The organism is Sphingobium sp. OAS761 (assembly GCF_024168485.1).
Lineage (GTDB): Bacteria > Pseudomonadota > Alphaproteobacteria > Sphingomonadales > Sphingomonadaceae > Sphingobium.
Genome location: NZ_JALJVY010000015.1, coordinates 22638 through 39020 on the forward strand (window position 1 = coordinate 22638; position 16383 = coordinate 39020).

At 64.0% G+C, this 16383-nt stretch carries 19 protein-coding genes; 14 read left to right on the forward strand and 5 right to left on the reverse strand.

Annotation, left to right across the window (positions count from 1 at the left end; all coding sequences use genetic code 11):
• Positions 1–324: 324 nt before the first annotated feature.
• Positions 325–732, forward strand: coding sequence for a single-stranded DNA-binding protein (locus tag J3E64_RS17990; protein WP_253344422.1), 408 nt, complete (start codon positions 325–327; stop codon positions 730–732).
• A gap of 72 nt (positions 733–804) precedes the next feature.
• Here J3E64_RS17990 and J3E64_RS17995 read toward each other — a convergent pair whose 3' ends face one another.
• A complete protein-coding gene (locus J3E64_RS17995) occupies positions 805–1242 on the reverse strand; it encodes a thermonuclease family protein (RefSeq protein WP_253344423.1) in 438 nt (145 codons plus the stop codon).
• Positions 1243–1549: 307 nt separating this feature from the next.
• On the opposite strand from J3E64_RS17995, the gene J3E64_RS18000 reads away from it, so the two are divergent.
• Together J3E64_RS18000 and J3E64_RS18005 are read left to right on the forward strand one after the other, a co-directional pair.
• On the forward strand, positions 1550–1714 hold the full coding sequence (locus J3E64_RS18000) for a hypothetical protein (protein WP_253344424.1): 165 nt from the start codon (positions 1550–1552) through the stop codon (positions 1712–1714).
• Between the two features lie 110 nt (positions 1715–1824).
• Positions 1825–2337: a hypothetical protein gene (locus J3E64_RS18005; protein WP_253344425.1), complete on the forward strand. Its 513-nt coding sequence runs from the start codon at positions 1825–1827 to the stop codon at positions 2335–2337.
• Between the two features lie 126 nt (positions 2338–2463).
• On the opposite strand, the gene J3E64_RS18010 is transcribed toward J3E64_RS18005, so the two are convergent.
• On the reverse strand, positions 2464–2838 hold the full coding sequence (locus J3E64_RS18010) for a hypothetical protein (RefSeq protein ID WP_253344426.1): 375 nt from the start codon (positions 2836–2838) through the stop codon (positions 2464–2466).
• A gap of 225 nt (positions 2839–3063) precedes the next feature.
• Between J3E64_RS18010 and J3E64_RS18015 the strand changes: the two genes are divergently transcribed.
• The 7 genes from J3E64_RS18015 to J3E64_RS18045 all read left to right on the forward strand — a co-directional run bounded on the left by J3E64_RS18015 (position 3064) and on the right by J3E64_RS18045 (position 8179).
• Positions 3064–3456: a DUF3768 domain-containing protein gene (locus tag J3E64_RS18015; protein ID WP_253344427.1), complete on the forward strand. Its 393-nt coding sequence runs from the start codon at positions 3064–3066 to the stop codon at positions 3454–3456.
• A 185-nt stretch (positions 3457–3641) separates the two neighbouring features.
• The gene (locus tag J3E64_RS18020; RefSeq protein WP_020820482.1) at positions 3642–3818 is read left to right on the forward strand and encodes a hypothetical protein; all 177 of its coding nucleotides are present in this window, start codon (positions 3642–3644) and stop codon (positions 3816–3818) included.
• 12 nt (positions 3819–3830) lie between these two features.
• Positions 3831–4595 (forward strand): ParA family protein, encoded by a 765-nt coding sequence (locus J3E64_RS18025; RefSeq protein WP_301287355.1) that lies wholly within the window; start codon positions 3831–3833, stop codon positions 4593–4595.
• Positions 4595–5527 carry a ParB/RepB/Spo0J family partition protein gene (locus tag J3E64_RS18030; protein WP_253344429.1) on the forward strand — a complete coding sequence of 311 codons (933 nt, stop codon included), beginning with the start codon at positions 4595–4597 and terminating at the stop codon, positions 5525–5527. The genes J3E64_RS18025 and J3E64_RS18030 overlap by 1 nt, the downstream gene beginning before the upstream one ends.
• A 250-nt stretch (positions 5528–5777) precedes the next feature.
• Positions 5778–6311, forward strand: a complete 534-nt coding sequence (locus J3E64_RS18035; RefSeq protein ID WP_253344430.1) for a plasmid mobilization relaxosome protein MobC — start codon at positions 5778–5780, stop codon at positions 6309–6311.
• Positions 6304–7407 carry a relaxase/mobilization nuclease domain-containing protein gene (locus J3E64_RS18040; RefSeq protein WP_253344431.1) on the forward strand — a complete coding sequence of 368 codons (1104 nt, stop codon included), beginning with the start codon at positions 6304–6306 and terminating at the stop codon, positions 7405–7407. The genes J3E64_RS18035 and J3E64_RS18040 overlap by 8 nt, the downstream gene beginning before the upstream one ends.
• A gap of 142 nt (positions 7408–7549) precedes the next feature.
• The gene (locus J3E64_RS18045; RefSeq protein WP_253344432.1) at positions 7550–8179 is read left to right on the forward strand and encodes a DUF6088 family protein; all 630 of its coding nucleotides are present in this window, start codon (positions 7550–7552) and stop codon (positions 8177–8179) included.
• Between the two features lie 225 nt (positions 8180–8404).
• Here J3E64_RS18045 and J3E64_RS18050 read toward each other — a convergent pair whose 3' ends face one another.
• The 3 genes from J3E64_RS18050 to J3E64_RS18060 form a co-directional block, all read right to left on the reverse strand.
• On the reverse strand, positions 8405–9328 hold the full coding sequence (locus tag J3E64_RS18050; RefSeq protein ID WP_253344433.1) for a nucleotidyl transferase AbiEii/AbiGii toxin family protein: 924 nt from the start codon (positions 9326–9328) through the stop codon (positions 8405–8407).
• On the reverse strand, positions 9325–10179 hold the full coding sequence (locus J3E64_RS18055) for a type IV toxin-antitoxin system AbiEi family antitoxin domain-containing protein (protein WP_253344434.1): 855 nt from the start codon (positions 10177–10179) through the stop codon (positions 9325–9327). The genes J3E64_RS18050 and J3E64_RS18055 overlap by 4 nt, the downstream gene beginning before the upstream one ends.
• 471 nt (positions 10180–10650) lie before the next feature.
• Positions 10651–13626 carry a TrlF family AAA-like ATPase gene (locus tag J3E64_RS18060; protein ID WP_367398645.1) on the reverse strand — a complete coding sequence of 992 codons (2976 nt, stop codon included), beginning with the start codon at positions 13624–13626 and terminating at the stop codon, positions 10651–10653.
• A gap of 163 nt (positions 13627–13789) precedes the next feature.
• On the opposite strand from J3E64_RS18060, the gene J3E64_RS18065 reads away from it, so the two are divergent.
• The 4 genes from J3E64_RS18065 to J3E64_RS18080 all read left to right on the forward strand — a co-directional run bounded on the left by J3E64_RS18065 (position 13790) and on the right by J3E64_RS18080 (position 16332).
• Complete coding sequence (locus tag J3E64_RS18065) at positions 13790–14296, forward strand: hypothetical protein (protein ID WP_253344436.1); 507 nt, start codon at positions 13790–13792, stop codon at positions 14294–14296.
• Positions 14297–14466: 170 nt separating this feature from the next.
• Positions 14467–15282 (forward strand): phage exclusion protein Lit family protein, encoded by an 816-nt coding sequence (locus tag J3E64_RS18070; protein ID WP_253344437.1) that lies wholly within the window; start codon positions 14467–14469, stop codon positions 15280–15282.
• A 24-nt stretch (positions 15283–15306) separates the two neighbouring features.
• Entirely contained in the window at positions 15307–15810 is a 504-nt protein-coding gene (locus J3E64_RS18075) for a GIY-YIG nuclease family protein (protein ID WP_253344438.1), read from the forward strand.
• A 3-nt stretch (positions 15811–15813) separates the two neighbouring features.
• Positions 15814–16332 carry a hypothetical protein gene (locus J3E64_RS18080; RefSeq protein ID WP_253344439.1) on the forward strand — a complete coding sequence of 173 codons (519 nt, stop codon included), beginning with the start codon at positions 15814–15816 and terminating at the stop codon, positions 16330–16332.
• Positions 16333–16383: the final 51 nt, after the last annotated feature.

Consider the following 16383-nt stretch of genomic DNA (forward strand, 5'->3'; position numbering starts at 1 on the left):
AGCTGAGGGCAGGGCGTGGGCCGGTCGGAGCAACGGGCGGCATCGATGCGGCCGGGAGACGAAGCTGACGCACGGTTCCGGGTCGCGGCCGGTCCAAGCGGCAGACCCGCCCTTCTCCTCATCTGACCCCTAAGTCGGTCGTCCGCTGCCTCCAACCCGCGATCCTTCGGGCCGAGTTGCCGTGTGCCACGGCTGCCCGCACCACCCCTCGTCTCGGGGTTCCCCGCCGCTGTCGCTCCGGTGGAGGCATCGGGCCTGCCCGCCTTGGCCGGGGATCAGTCGAAGGGACGGTCCCTTGGACCCGAACGGAAGGAACCTTGAGCCATGCAGAATCTCGTCATCCTCGCCGGCAATGTCGGCGCCACCCCCGAAGCCCGCACCACCCAGGGCGGCACCCGTATCACCCATTTCAGCCTCGCCACCTCGCGCCCGAAGCGCGACAGCACCGGCAAGATCCTGCGCGACGACAACAACCGTCGCATCGAGGATACCGAATGGCACCGGATCACCTGTTTCAACGGGGTGGGCAAGACCGTCGAGCAATATGTCGACAAGGGCATGAAGGTGATGGTCCGCGGCCGCATCCACTATACCCGCTGGACCGACAGCGAGAATATCGAGCGCTATGGCGTCGAGATCATCGCCGACGAGGTCACCTTCCTCACCCGGGCCAAGTCGAACGACAATGGCGGTCACGGCCAGGATCCGGAAGACGATGAGATCCCGTTCTGATCGGGGAGGGCACGGCCCGGCGGCTTTACGCCGGGCCTCTTTCGCTGTTTGCGGTGTTGGCCGGGATGCCCGTCAGGACGCGCGGCAGCGCCCCTCCATATACCGCTCCCAGCGCAGCACCGTGCCGGTACGCAGCATCGCGCAGCTGATGTTCCCGATTTGCGGGGCCGAGCACCAGGCCCCGGTGCGATTGCCTTTGGCGTTGCCGGTTGAAACGCAGCGCATGGTGGGGCCGGCGACAAGCACATGGCCGGTGCGGGCGGTGCCCCGCGCACCGCCCAGGAGCCGGACCAGCGCATCGCGCGCCGCAGCGCCGCTCGCGTGGGGACAGGGCTGTCCCGGCCGGCAGCTATTGTCGATCTCCCGGGCGGCGATCCCGGCAAGACGAACATGCGTCCCCTCGCGGCACCAGATCGGTCCATCGCCGTCCCAGACCCGGATCGGCGTGCAGGCGAAGGGCTGTCCGGCGGGAACGGTGGCCATGGTGAGGAGAAGGGCGACGAAGGGCATGGCGCGAGGACTACCGCGCGGACGTTGGCGTGTCAGCCATTTGTGGCGGAACGGGGTGAGAAGGGGGATCGACCCGCGAGGGCGCGATGCCAGGGCGAGGGCGGCTCCTGGCCGGCGGGATCACCCGCTCTCTTCAGGGCGCAATCCTTGGTCCGGCCGTCGGCCTTCCACGATCAACCCGCAAGGGGTCCGGTCGCTGCGCTACGGCTTTTTGGCCTGCATCCAAAAAGTGATCGCGGCCGCCGGCCGGACACGTCGGGCGCCAGTCGAGCGGGATGATCCCGCCGGCGCGCAAAGGAGCCTCGACATGTTCACCGACATCGCAATCGCTCGCCGTCACGCCTTCAGCCTCTCGAAGAGCCTCATGATGGCCACGTTCGTCATTGCGATCGGACAGCATTACGGGGTCATCACCGCCGAGGATCTCGACGGCAGCGTCGCCATCGTCACCGAGTTCGATCCCTTTGCGTGAGGACGCCTCCGGACGCCCGCGCGGCGCCCGCGATTTTCGCGTGCTCGCCTCCATCCTTTTGCCAAGAACCAAATGTTCAGTGACGGGATCTAGGGTCGAGGACCATGGACATGGAAACCCCGATCACGGCGGAGCGCGAAGCTGACTGGACCCGGGTCGCGCAGGACGTCAACGCCTGGCGCGGCGCAAGCCTGCAATGTTTTGCAAGCGTCGAGGCGTCAGTGACCGAAACCCTGCTGCATTTGCGTGCGATACCGGGCCGCGGCGATGGTGTGCGGCTGCGGCATCTTGTCGGCCAACGACTCGATGATCTGGCCCAGGTCGTCGGGGAGGGCGGAGCCTTTGCCACAGAAGGGCAACGTGTTGCGCTTCTGCTCGCAGCCTTCCGTTGCCATGAAGCTTTGCGGACCATGCTCGCGCATGGGCAGGCGAAACTCGCTCTGGAACGCAACGGGCGCTGGATCGCGATATTCCGCATCGTCTCGATCCGCACCCAGCAGGCCGAGCGGTCGGAACTTGTCCTTGAAGAGAGCGATGCGGTGGGCAAGCTGCGGGAACTGAAAACCATCTCGCAGAAGCTTTGTGCGGCGCTGGGCAATTTTCGGCGGACGCTGGCGGGCTGATTTTCCGGGAGGCAAGTTCGTGGCGGCCCCGGCGAGCCGGTCGGGCTCTAGGCTAGCGCCCTGAGCCTTGGGTGCCCCAAGTCTCAGCCCATCCGGGTTGCGATCCCTGCCGCAAGGGCACGGACGTCAATGCCGGTTCATCGGCGCGACCAAGCCACTCGCCCCATGGGCCGGCGGGCACTTGTCCAGGCCTGATCGCAGGGCGTCATTCGCAAGCAGTCTGTACCAGCTCCCGTCGTAGCGGCGCGCGGCAAGATAATAGGCCGCTCCATCACAACCCACCATATGGCAGCGCCGCTGACGGTCGATCAGACTTGCCGGCTCGCCATGGAGGCAGATCAGCGTTTCGAGCTCCTCGCGGGTCAACGCGCCGCAGCGCCGGCAGCAGGAGCGCAGCTGGACATGATGGCGACGCATCGCGCCGAGAGTCGCGGTCCAAGCCGGCATGAAGGCAAAGATGGCAGCATCGGGGCGCATCACGCGAGCATAGCGATCGGGCAAAGGCCAGGCCAGCGAATAGGGTAGGGAAGCTGTTGCACATCGGCCCCGCCCAAGACCTTCCTTCCTTGGCTGCCTATCCGGCGCGCGCGCCGCCGCAAGCCCGCGGGCGGGCTTCTCCACTGTCGTTGCGACCCTGTCGGGTGCGGCGCCGCGCTTGGACGCCGGCTGACGGTGCGCCTGTCGGAAGGTCTCGATGGTCGGGGCCGGACAACAGGAGTTCTTCCCATGTCCCAATCTTCTCCGCGCGCCCTGAGCCAGGCCGAACGGATCGTCCGGGTTGCATCGCTCAACGACGCTTTGCGCCAGTCCCTCCATGCGCCGGGCCGCGACCAGATCGTCATGACCGCAGGCGTTGCCGCGCTGATCGGCGATGTCGCCCTCTTCCGCGGCTTTCACAAGCGCGCCGAGATTCTGCGCGCGGTGCGCGACTATGACAGCTTCACTCCAGACAATGATCCGCTTGGCGAGCATGATTTCGGCCGCTTCGAATATGACGCCGCCATCCTCTACTGGAAGATCGACTATTATGACCTCGAGCTGGCCTGGGGCTCGCCCGATCCGGCCAATCCGGAGGTTACTACGCGGGTTCTGACGATCCTCCTCGCCGAGGAATATTGACGATGCGGGCCATCCCCCCGACCGGGGGGGTGGCTCCGAAAAGTCTGCTTGAGCAGACTGCGCAGGCGGCGTGCCTCCCACGCATCGGTCTATGGGAGGGGAGGGCGCGCCGGTGCGGTGCCCCGTGCGGCCGCGACATGCGGCGCATGCGCGGGGCTTCACCATCCATCAGAGGAGTTGTTCCCATGTCCGCCTATTTCGCTGCCCATCCCGATCACGCTATCCTGTTCGCCTTCGGCTGCTTCGCGCTCACCGTCTATCTCTTCCGCTATGTCGGTCCCGGCATTGGCGGCGGCGGCGACTGGTCCTCGCGCGACCATTATGAGCGCAATCTGCGCGATGGCCCCGACGACTATTGCTGACGGACCCTTTCGATGAAGACGATCGTCGTGAGCCTGCTCAAGGGCGGGGTGGGCAAGACCTTCCTCGCCACCCATCTCGCCTGGTATCTGGCCGAGGCGCCTGGACGCCGGGTGGTGTTCGTGGACCTCGATCCGCAGGGCAGTTCCTCGCGCCGGCTCGCCGGGGCTCGGTCCGGCGGGTTTTCGGCCGATCTTTTCGATCCGGCCGCGCCGCTTGCCGCCGATGGGCAGAGCGGGCTCACCCTGCTGGCCGCCGACCAGCGCCTGCAGATGGTCAAGGCCGCGCAGGACGTGCGCGATTTTCTTGGCCGCTTTCCCGCGCTCGCCCCGAATTTCGACCTGTGTGTGATCGATACCGGTCCCAAATGGGATGAGCTGACCCTGAGCGCGCTGGCGGTGGCCGATGCGGTGATCGCTCCGGTCCAGGTCGCCGAGGATTCGGTCGAATGCGCCAAGATGCTGCTGACCGCGCTGCGCAAGGCAGAGGCGGCGAGAGCCGGGCGCAAGATCGATTTCCTCGGGTTGCTGCCGTCGATGGTCAATCCGTTCGACCGGCGCGAGATGGACAATGCCGTCAAGCTTGCCCATGCGGTGGGCGAGCGGCTGATGTTCCCGGCCTTCATCAAGGCCCGCCCGACCTACAAGCATGCCGCCGAAAATCACCGGCCGGTCTGGCTCGAGAGCAGCGGCGGTGCCAAAGCGGCCGCCGAGGAGCTGCGCCCGATCCTTGCCGAGATCGAGCGGCGGCTGTGCCGTGCGCCGGCGGCGGCCGCCTGATGGGCAAGTTCGACGAGCGCATCGAGGAGTTCGGTCTGCTGGTCGGCGCGCATGAGGCGGCGCGGCGGGTCGAGGACCTGCCGCTGACCCAGGTGATCCCCGATCCCGGCAATCCCCGGCGCAGTTTCGACGACGATGCGCTGACCGAACTCGCGGCCTCGATTGCGGCGCGGGGTGTGTTGCAGCCGATCACCGTCGCGCCCGCCGATGCCGACGGGCGCTACCGCATCCGTCTGGGCGAGCGGCGTTTCCGCGCGTCGCAGCTTGCCGGCCGTGCGACGATCCCGGCGATTATCGTGGCCGAGGGCGAACCGACGCATCTGCTGGCCGACCAGATTGTCGAGAATGACCAGCGCGCCAATCTCTCTTCGGTCGAACTTGCCCATGCGATTGCCCGCATGCTCAAGGGCGGCATGAGCCAGGTCGAGATTGCCGCCGCGCTTGGCCGGTCCAAGCAGTTCGTCTCGCTCTATGCCGCTTATGGCGACATGGCCTCCTATCTCAGGGACGCGCTGTCGCGCGCGCCGATCCGCCTGCTCTACGATCTGCATCGCGCGTCGCGGGATTATCCGGCGGAAGTCGAGGCCTATGTGGCGGGCTGGAGCGAGCAAGGCGCGACGCTGGCGGAGGGTGCGCGGTTCATTGCCGGGTTGAAGGGCAGGGCGGGCAGCCCCGGGATCAGCGCGCCGCCGACCCGGAGCGCAACGGTGCCCGCTGCCCGCCCCGAACCGTATGTGGCGCCCGGTTCTGTTGCAGGATCGGCGGTAAAAGTGCCGGAGGTCAGCCTGCCGGTTGATGTCGATGGCCGACCGGGACGGCTTATCCTTGCAGCCCGCGTTACCGTGCTGTTCGCCGACGGGTCGCGACGGGAGATCGCCGCTGAACGGCTTTGCCCCGCGTCGCAGGGATCCGCCGACGTCGCCATCCCCTGACCCCTTTCCTCCGCGTTTGCATTTCGAATTTCCGTGGATGTCGGCCGTTCCCCTGACGGGGTGCGGCCTTTTTCGTGCAAGAGGACAGGGGCGGCGCCAAAGGCGCCGCCCCTTCATGGATCAGGCGTGGTTGAGAGGCGTCTTTATCAAGAAAAGCAGAAGTCTGCTCAAGCAGACTATCAGATGAGTTGAAGGAAGGTGAGGGCCGGATAGGCTTGGCGCCGGGGATGTTAAACAATAGCCTCAGTGCATGGCATTCTTCGGTGTTCGCCTCGATGATGATCTTGCTCAACGCTTCGACACGAAGGCGTCGGCGGCGGGCGGTCGCTCCGCTTTTCTGCGGCGTCTTATCATGGCCGCGCTGGAAGAGGGGGCAGCGGGGGAGGTGGGTGCGCCGCCACCCGCACGCGCCACGCGCCGGGTGGAGATCCGGCTTGCCGAGGAAGAAATTGCAGCGCTCGATGCCGAGGCCGCAGTGCTGGGGCTCAAGCGCACCGACTGGGTGACGACGCTGGTCAGGCGGAGGCTGCGCGTTAAAGGCGGCTTGCCGCGCGAGGAGCGGGCCGCGGTCGCCCAGGCGTGGCGCGAACTCAACCGCATCGGCATCAACCTCAATCAGGCGACCCGCGCGCTCAATGCTTCGGTGATGGTGGAGTCGGGCCTCGATGTCGCACGCGAGGCGGCGAGGGTGGCGAGCTTCCGCGCGGAAATCGGGACAGCGCTTGCCGGCTTCGGCGCCGCGCTGAAAGGCGATCTTGCCTATTGGGACAGCATCGATGCGTGAGGAGGATGGCGTCCTGCCGCTGCCGAGCCTCATGGAGGCATGGCGACCGCCTTCGGGCGGGAAGCGGACATTGCGGGGGGCCTATGTTCGCGTCGGAAAGGGTGGGCTGGGCCGGGGAGGGCAGGGGCGGCTCATGCCGCTCAGTCAGGCGGACGCCCGGGCCAAGCTTGAGCGGATCGTGCGCAAGGCCCCGGAGGTCATGGTCAAGGTTTCGGGCAAGCAATATGGCGCGCATCATCTGTCCGAACATTTCGGCTATGTCGCGCGGCACGGGAAGCTCGCGGTGCGCTCGAGCGAAGGCGAGATCATCGACGATCCCAAGCGGCTGAAGGAGATCGCACAGGACTGGGCGATGCTCGACGATGCGATGAACGAGCATGGCCGTGACCGGCCGACCTCGCTGTCGCTGGTCCTCTCCATGCCCGGCGGATCGACCGATCCCGAGACACTGCAGGACGCGGCGCAGGCGTTCGCCCGCATCCTGTTCGAGGGCCAGCACGCCTATATGCTGGCTCTCCATACCGACACCGACCATCCCCACGTCCATCTGACCGTCGCCACCGAAGGGGCGGACGGCAGGCGGTTCAATCCGCGCAAGGCCGATCTCCACCATATGCGCGAGGTCTTTGCGCACGAATTGCGGGCTCGCGGTGTTGCGGCGGAAGCTACGCCGCGCCGGGCTAGGGGCCATGTCCAAAAGCGGGTGCGCTCGGCGGCGCTCCATCTCGGGGCACGGATCGGTGAGGGCGGGGGCCGGCTCACCATGGATGAACTCAACGCGCTGCGCGCCGAGGCTTTCGTCCGCTCGCCCGACGAGGCGCGGCGCCCGCAGGACGTGATGGCGCTGGTTCGCCAGAGACAGATCCGCGGGGCCTATGCCGAGGCGGCGGTGGCGCTTGCCGGCACCGGACAGGCGGACGACCAGGCGCTTTCCAACGAGGTCGCGGACTTTCTGGCGGCCATGCCGCCGGCGGTTTCCCGGCGTCTCGCTTTGGCCCGCGACATGATGCAAGCGCGGCATCCGGCATCCGCACGCGAACCGGAGGGCGAGGCCGGTCCCGAGAGGCCTGCGCCCGATCGCGGACGGGAGCGCTGATTCGGATGATTTCCCTTCCATCTTGCAGGGGGATATTGCCCCGGCCATGTGAGGGAAGGCTAGGAAAAGGAGGTATAAATCTCGCTGTCCGTGGGGCGTATCTTGTTAGAAAAAACCATGCTATTATCTAACAGACAGGAGCATGGACATGTCTGCGGTTGCCGATCGGATCATGAAGCGCGTGCGCGGCAAGGGCCGTGGCTGGGTGTTCACGCCCAAGCAGTTCGTCGACTTCGGCACGCGCGGCTCGGTCGACATGGCCCTGTCGCGTCTTGCCCATGCCGGCGACATTCGCCGGATCGGCCGCGGTCTTTACGACTATCCCCGCCAGCATGACAAGCTCGGCGCCTTGAGCCCGGATCCCGGACAGGTCGCGCAGGCGCTCTCGGTGCAGAGCGGTGATGCGCTGGCGCCGTCGGGCGCGGCGGCCGCCAACAGCCTTGGTCTCTCGACGCAGGTGCCCGCCCGGGCGAGCTACGCCACCAGCGGTCGCACGCGCACCGCCAAGGCGGGCGGACGCAGCGTCACCCTGAAGCACAGCCGGGCGCCGGTGCTCGATGCGCCGGAATCGGTCAATGCGATCGTCCAGGCGCTCGCGCATCTGGGGAAGGGCAATATCGATGCGGATGCGATCGGGCGCTTTGCCACGCGCCTCGACGATGCCAGTACGCGCGTGCTAGTCGCTGCCCGTCCGGCCATGCCGGGCTGGATGGGCGATATCGTCCTGAAGATTGATAGGGCGCGCCGTCAGCGCATTGCCCAGATCGCCTAGACTGGGAAGGGAAGCCCGGCAGGCGCGAAGACCTTCTCACTCGATTCTTTGGCGGGTTTGTGCCATGTCGTCCGGGTATCCCCCGGCGGTCCCTGCGTTGCAAACCGTCGGGGCACTTTGTTTTCAGGCATTGTCCGTATGACCACAATGCGGTTGGTCTGAAATTCAGGAGACGCATCGCGGATGCGGTCGCGGGCCGCTCGACTGCGGAGCGAGCATGCTTTTTCAAACCGGGTGATCAAGACACTGATCGAGCAACTCTGCCTGTACGACGAACTTGTCGGGGTTCTGCTGGCGAAGGCGCTGAAGGTTCATCAATTTCCAGCGTAGCGCCGGGAGCTCGGCGATGGCCTCGCTGAGGCCGATCGCGGACCAGTCAGGTTCGGCCGCTACGAAGCTCTTGAGAAACTGGCGCGCTGCGGGTTCGGCTGCGCGTTGTTGTACGGTTTCGATCAGCGCCTCGCGCGCCGCGAGCAGCATGTCGAGCGGCAGGGGCGTCACGGTCATGCCCGCGAACTCGTCGTCATATTGCGCGGCGATGTCGAGCCGATGCGGACTAAGGAGTTCATGCACGGGCCGGGGATGGCTGACGAGATAGATGAGGAAGGCCTGGAACAGATCCTCGTCGATGCCCTCATTTTCCAACAGATGATGAATGTCGAACAGGTCGCGCGGATGCTGGCGATCGAGCGCGGCCGCCATCTTGCCCGCATAGAGGTCGGGCAGCGAGACCAGCTGCATTTCGGCAAAACCGAAGCGATCCTCGACCGCGGCGCTCACGGCCCTGATTTCCGGAGGGAAGACCGTGCCGCGCAGGACCGGGGAAATCTCGACCTTGATGGTGGCGCGCTCGAAATGGACGAGCAGCCGCTTTCCATCGCTGAGGAGGTGGCGATCGACCTTGAAACCGAGCCGGGTTTCAAGCCGCTGGGCGATACGCTCGAAGCCAGCGCGCACAGCAGCGAGCGATGTTTCGCGATCGGCGACGGGCAAGTAGACGAGGTCGATATCTACCGAGAGGCGCGGCAGATCGCGCACGAACAGGTTGATGGCGGTGCCGCCCTTCAGCGCGAAGTCCGCCTCGGGGGCGATTTCCGGAACCACGCGGAGGAGAAGGCTGACCTGATTGAGATAGCGCTCGGCGGTCATAAGTCATCTCCCGGGCGCCCTACCAGCGAGGCGGGGACGGTGATTTGATAGCGTGCGTCGAACTTCCCTCCCGGCGCCAGTTGCCGCTTGCCGGTGCCGAGATCGACGGCCTCGCGATCGACATGCTTGAGCCAGGCATGGCCATGGCGCTCGGCATAGAACAGAAAGAGCCGCTTCGCCCGGACACTACGACAACTGACGAGCAGACGGGTGACAAGGCGTGGCCGGAGATTGGAGAGGCCCTGGAAGGTCTCGTCGGCATGGTGGAAGCCGACGTCGTCCGGGACCTGATCGAGCATTTCGATCGTCGCCCGCTCCTCGCCGGCGACACGAAGGAAATGATCCCAGGGATTGGTACGCGATGGTTCGGAAACCGCCGCGCCCAGGCGGCCTGTGCCGAGATCGTAGCGCCACCATTCAACGCCGAGCACAGGGTCGGCGAAAAGTGCGCGTGTGTGGACGGCGAATGTCGCATCGACCGGTAGCCGGGACAGCCAGGTGGGTGCCGTCGCTTCGGGATCGTAGAGGTGAACGGTCGCATTTCCGCCGACGCGCAGATAGTGACTGCGCCCAAGCAGATCGAGCGCAGTGGGACCGCCGACATAGAAGGTCGATGGCCGCAGCGACTGCGCCGACAGGACGGCCGCGTCCCAGCGGAGAGGCAGGGTGGTCTCGGCGCCAGCACGCCGATAGACCCGCGGCGCGACGCGCTCGAGCCAGCCATTCTTCACATAGCCGTGAACCGATGGACGCGATATACTTTGTGCCTGCAGCCACGCGCTATCGACGAGCTGACCAGGGGCCAACTCGGCAAGGAGGCGGTTTAGCGGAGGCGGCAGTTGTTCAGCCATAATGAACAAAATCGCAGAAATATAAACTCAGCGCAAGAGAGGGTTTGCAGAGCGCGCTTAAAGTTCATTCAACGTGAATATGCGGCGAGGTTCGTAAACCCGTGTTGGATGTGCACGAGAGATTCGATCTACGATCCATGTGAGGAAGTTGAGCGTGATTACAGCGAAATACATCCCATGGGAGCCTGTCGGGATGATGCCCGACGATCGAAAGGACGGTCGCCTTATGCTGCTATGGGAAGGCGATCGTCCTGTCATCGGCCGGTGGGATGACAGGCGCACGGCCTGGGAAGATCCGGAAGGCATGCACCTTTTCGAAGACATCTCCTATTGGGTGGATATCAATTCACCGGAATGACCAGCGGGGGGATTTGCATAACACATTGATAAACAACGATAAAGTATGATAATGTACGTTATGTTAAACGGATAACACTGGCGCAACCGCGCCGGATCCGGGCGAGATGTGCGCTACCTCTCTAGGCGCACCCGGAGACGTCGTGCACGTTCTTGGAACGCACCTTCGCCGCCCTCCAGAATATCGCATACGGCTTTGCGGATTTCCGCATTCTCAAGCCCGCCCGATCGATAGGTGATCGGCGGCAGTTTGCCATGGGGATGCGGACCAGATTCCGCGATGATGATTTGGTCCGCGTCGGTGTTGATGACGAGATTGGCATTGTGGGTAACCATGATCACCTGACGGTGCGCTTTGGCTTCGATGAATAGATATACCAGTTCATCGAACACTGACTTTGGATCGAGATTCTCTTCGGGTTGATCGATTACCAACGGACGGTTGTCGCTGTCGTCGAGCGCCAGATACAGGAGTAGGAGGACGATCCCGCGCGTGCCCGGTGACAGCTTCCGGATGTCGACGCCGTCATAGTCGATCCCGTAACGGATCGCGATGTGGTCCGTGCTGAACAGCCATTGCGCAAAGCGCTTGGACCATGCGCGAAATTCGGTTTGCTCGGTGTGTGCGACCGGCGAGTGATCAAGCAGCTCCTTCTGATAAAGCCGCCGGAACTCTGCCATCGCTGCGCGGACGGCTGCGGCATCGCCTGTCTCCCAGGCCGTCTTCAAGACCTCATTGGCCTTCTCCAACAAGGTGCCCTTGCCGCGGAACGCTCCAGCCTTGCGAAGATCGATCAGCCCGTCTTCAGCTTCCGTCGCCCATTGCTCGACATTCGCCGTCCGCGCTACAGAGAAGGACAGCTTCTTCAATGTTCCCGAGGCCGCTGATAGCCGCGCCATCAGCGGCGCATACAGGGCCTCCAGGACCGATTGTTCGGCAACGAGCGCATCGAACGCCCGGCCATAGGCTTCTTCGCGCTCGACCTGCAGAGCCTTGGCCCGATCCTTAGCGCCCTGGGCGTCCTTCAGCTTTTCAGTCAGCGTCTGCAGCGCCGCGTTCTCGGTCGCGATGTTCCCGGACAGGGCAGTGTAGCGCCGCTGGATGTCCTTGTCCGCGCTGACCAGCTTTTCGAGGCGCGACATCTCGGCGTCCAGCATCGCTTGCGAGAGCGTGGTCAGATCTGCGTCGTCGCCAAAATAGGGTGTATTGGGATCGCCGGGTACGGGAGGGACGCCCTTCAGCTCGGCGATCTTGCCGTCCGCCCATTTGACGTAGGCGGCGAGGTCGTCGTCCACCGAACCTTTATAGTCGAGCAGGAAAGCGGCCCATTGCTCGTCCGACATGCCGCTGTTCGAATGCCGGGCTTGGGCCTGCCTTAGCGTCTCCGGCGCCTGGTTGCGACGCTGATCTTTCACCTCGTCTTGAAGCGCGAGGAAGGTCTGGCGCTGCCCAGTGAACCGCCTAAGCTTGGCGCGCAGTGTGTTCGCGGCGCCAGCCAATTCGGTATGGCGCTCGGCGCGCTTTTCGCTGCCGGCCGACACCAGTCTCGCACGGTCGGCGGTGTAGGCCTCAACCAGCTTCTTCTTCTGCGCGGCCTGCGATTCGTAGATCGCTGCCATCTTCTCCTTTTCGAGCTCGGTGCTGATCCGGTCGGAGATTTGCGCCACCGCTTCGGCTTCGCGCTCGCGCGCCAGCCGATGGCGCGTCGCGCGGTGTTCCAGCAGTTCCTCGAAATCAAGCGCGCCGTCGCGCTCATGATCGGGATGGGCCTCGAAAATGACCCGCTCGATCTCATGCAGGAGACCATCAGTCAGACCGCTCGACGAGCACAGCTCCTCGACAAACTGTTGGGACAGGTATCGCACGCGCTCATAGGCAAACGGCCCGTTCGCATCGGACCCGTCGAGCGATCGAACGACCGGCTCTCCCGCGGCCCAGGCCACCTTGACCTGGCCGTTACCAAGCAGCGGTCGCGCGCGCACCAGAAACGAAGGGTTCGCCCACTCGTTCGCGTTCCATGCCTCGTCCGTGATGGAATCGCATCCGGCGGCGATCATGTCGGCAAGCGCCGTCTTGCCCGAGCCCCGCGCGCCGATGATCGCAACGAGCCCCGGGTTCAGCGGAATGACCGGCGTGGTGGCCCATTCGGCGTTCAGAATCTCGACCTGCGAAATCACCTGAGACGGCGTGGCGGACGCTGGCGGCTCCGAACCGACATGGGCGCGGCCCTTCGGATCGATGCAGGCCTGGCGCAGCGCGTCGAACTCAAGCCCGCCCTTGATCCAGGAAAAGCGATCGCCGAACGGGCTGGCGACATCCTCTAGCTTGTGGGCGTCACTACCGTGCAGGCAAGGTTTGAGCCCGCCATAGAGCGAGCGAACCTCATCAGCGGAGAGCTGGCGCAGCCCAAGCCAGAATTCCCGCTGGGCTTCGCTGCTCGCGAAAATGACATGCGCGAAACTCTCGATTTCCCGCCTGATGGTCTGGTCTGCCGCCTCACGGACACCCGACGTACCGTCATTCGCCCCGCCAGCCACGGCGATGAGGATATTCTTCTTCGCCCAGCTGCTTTCGCCAAACACCTCGCGAAGCTTTTGGAAGTTCACCTTGAATTGGTTGGCGCCATAGGAAAGCGCGGTGCGATCGTCGGTGATCTTAGGATCGGCCGCCTTACCGAGACGAATGAGATCGGCCCGCGTGCAGTCGAATCGGTCTTGCATGACGTTGAATTGCAGCCGCGACAGCAGCCGTTGCAGCTCTTCCAAATGCTTGGGATCTTCGGGACTGACGAATAGGTGAAGATTGACGAAGCCGCCCTTTGCTGTCGCGACATCAAGCCGCAACTCGACATTAGGGAAGATCAGCTTCGCGGCAGGCAGCCGCCCTGCTGCCTTATGGCGCAGGACCTCCTCATAGGTGTCAGTCACATAATAGTCTGTCACCGCGATCGCCTCGATCGCTGGCGTCGCCTTCTCAACCGCGGTGAGATAATCCTCCCATGCCGTTGGCCCGGTGAACTGGTTGTTCATCGCCGTGCCTGGCGCGTGGATGTGGGGCTCCCAGCGCCGCCATTCCGATCCTCGGTTCAATTCCTTTGCAGAAGCCAATCCTACCTCCCCGACCGCGCCCAAGCGCGCCCCGTCGCAAGCGCCGTTGACACTACTCTATAACCGGCCATATTTGCCCGGTAAAGGAGGGCCGCTCATGTTCGCCTACAATCCTGAGAAATTCGCCTCGCTCCATGCCTCCGACTTGGGCCAGCGCATCTGGGCGTTTTTGACGCGACCCGACGTCGTCGCTCGGTTGGAAACGGCCTCTGAACTGAGCAAGCCGGCGGTCGAGGGGATCGAGGAACAGCTGCTCGAGGAGTTTCGTGAGGAAATCCTCGCCGATCGTGTCAAGCAGATGGTGGGCCATATGGTCCGCCAGATTCTCGAACAGCGCAATTGGGTGCTCGATCAGACCGACGTCAAGGTTCAATCGGTGCCGTTCAGCAAAGCCGCGCGCTACCGGCGGGCAGACTGGATCACCTTTCACGCCTTTCGCAACACCAGCGACCCGCGCGACGTGGCCCTGACGGATCGCCGTCAGAACCCGTCTTTGCCCGCCGACGCGCGATGGTCCTATTACGCGACCTTCGCCAGCCCCCTGAAGGCCGCCGTGGCGTTCGGGATCCGGGACATCCGGCAACTGCGCCAGCACGTCCATGTTCATGGCTATCAGCGTGTGCGTGTCGAGCGGATGCTTCGGCGCGCCTGAAACGCATGAAGACCGGGACTTCTATGAGTCTGCGTCCTGCGGCTCACCAACAGCGAGTATCTATGGCTACGGAGCTGTCCAATCAGACGATCGTACTGAACCTGTTGCGTGGGGCGGTCCCCGAAAGGGCCGATTATCTGTGCAAGATCTGGGTCGATCATGGACATGACGTGGAGGTCGCCTCCAGCGCAACGGGCACGACGATGAACTCCACGAACCGGCGCATCAAATTCGATACAAAGACGATCGATCTCTTCTGGCTCATGGGCTTCGCAGTCTGGCGCGCGATCGAGCTGTATGGGCCTGCAGTCGCGCTAGCTCAGCGCACGGGCATGTCGATCGACAAAATCCTGGAGGATGACGAAGAACGACCCCAACTCGAACTCGACTACAAGCAGCGCATCGCTGCGACCAAGGCATTGCTTGGGGCGGCAGCGACCGACGGTATCACCTGGCCGAGCGATATACCCAAGCCGACCGATGACCGTGACAGCCTGAAAGACGACCAAGAGAAATCCGCGTTCGATCTCGTTTGCCTCGCGCTCGCCTTTGCGCTTCTTCATGAGCTTCGGCACGTCATGTTCCGGAAAGCCGGCGACGCGCCTGAAGAAGGCTATGAGGAGGAGATGGCGTGCGACACCTGGGCGCGCACTACCATGACCAGCACTCTTGCCGAATATGCCCGGGATCAGGGGCACAAATTCGCCGAGGTCGAACAAAAGCGGGCAAGCGGAATCGCGCTGGCTGCTATAGTCGTCCATGCAATGACATCGCCCATGGTGCGGTGGGGGACCGATGAATATCCCCCGATCGCCGATCGGCTGACCGCTATGATCGCGGGGTACAGCCTCCCGAGCAACTCCAACTTCTGGTTCTTCACGGCTTGCCTCCTGGTGGCACTCATGCGTCAGGAGCGGCGACCGCTCGACCTCTCCCCAGCGTCGTACAAGGAACTGGTCGAGACACTTCTCGGCCTCGTTACCTGACGATCCGGACGGGAGACGCGCGCGATGCCGGTCTATTTCATCGGTGAAGAAGATAGTGGCTTTTGCCGGATCAAGATCGGCGTCGCCAAGGACATCGAGAAGCGCCGCGGCAACCTTCAGACCGGCAACCCATCCGCGCTTCGACTCCTCGGATGGATCAACAGCGACGCGACTTTCGAGCTGGAACGATGCCTCCATCGCCATTTCGAAGCGATGCGGGTCCGGGGGGAATGGTTCGCGATCGAGCCAGCCGACATCCTGCCGATCCTCATGCGTGCCACCAGCGACGGGTTCGTCGCGAAGAACGCCGACGCATTTCAGATCGTGGGCTACGATCGTGACGCCGTGCCGGAATATCTCGGCGTCTGGGAATGGGGCGACCTCGAAATTGACGAATGTTGCCCCTTTTGCGGATGCCTGTGCGGCCTGGCCTTTCAGGAGGCCTCGCAGATGTACCACTGCATCAGCTGCGATGCGCTCACCGACTTTTCCGAGCTGAGCCGGCCCGACGACGAACCGGAGGACTGATCTATGGAGGAACGGGCAAAGAGCGCGAGTGAGGCATGGCTGGAGGCGAGAGCCCCCGGGTTTCAGGATTTGCCCGACGAAGATCGCCGCGCGATTTTCGACTTCGCCTTTCTCTGGAGCCTATTCGAGGCCGAGATTATGGAGGCGAACGCTCGCGCCGACCGGATCACAGAGAAGGTCGATGCCTGGGCGGCCGGCGACATCATGGGCGCCGACCTATATGACGCGGAGCTGGCCTATTTCCGCGATCGCTACTTTGCGGACGACGAGCTCACCTATCACTATCCCTTTCTGAACCTACGCAAATCGGACCACTCCGATCTTGTCGAAGCCGTGATCCGGGGCGCGAACAACGATCCCCGCGACCGGATACTGGCTCTGCTGATGATCGTCTGGCGCCTGCGCAACAATCTCTTTCACGGCGCAAAATGGGCGTACCAGATCAAGGGTCAGCGCGAGAACTTCACGCAGGCGAATGCAGTTCTCATGCGGGTGCTAGAGCGGCATGGCCAATTGGCATGAAGCTGATACTATAAGGTTTTTGTTCGCGTGGCCATCCCGCCTTCGGCGCGA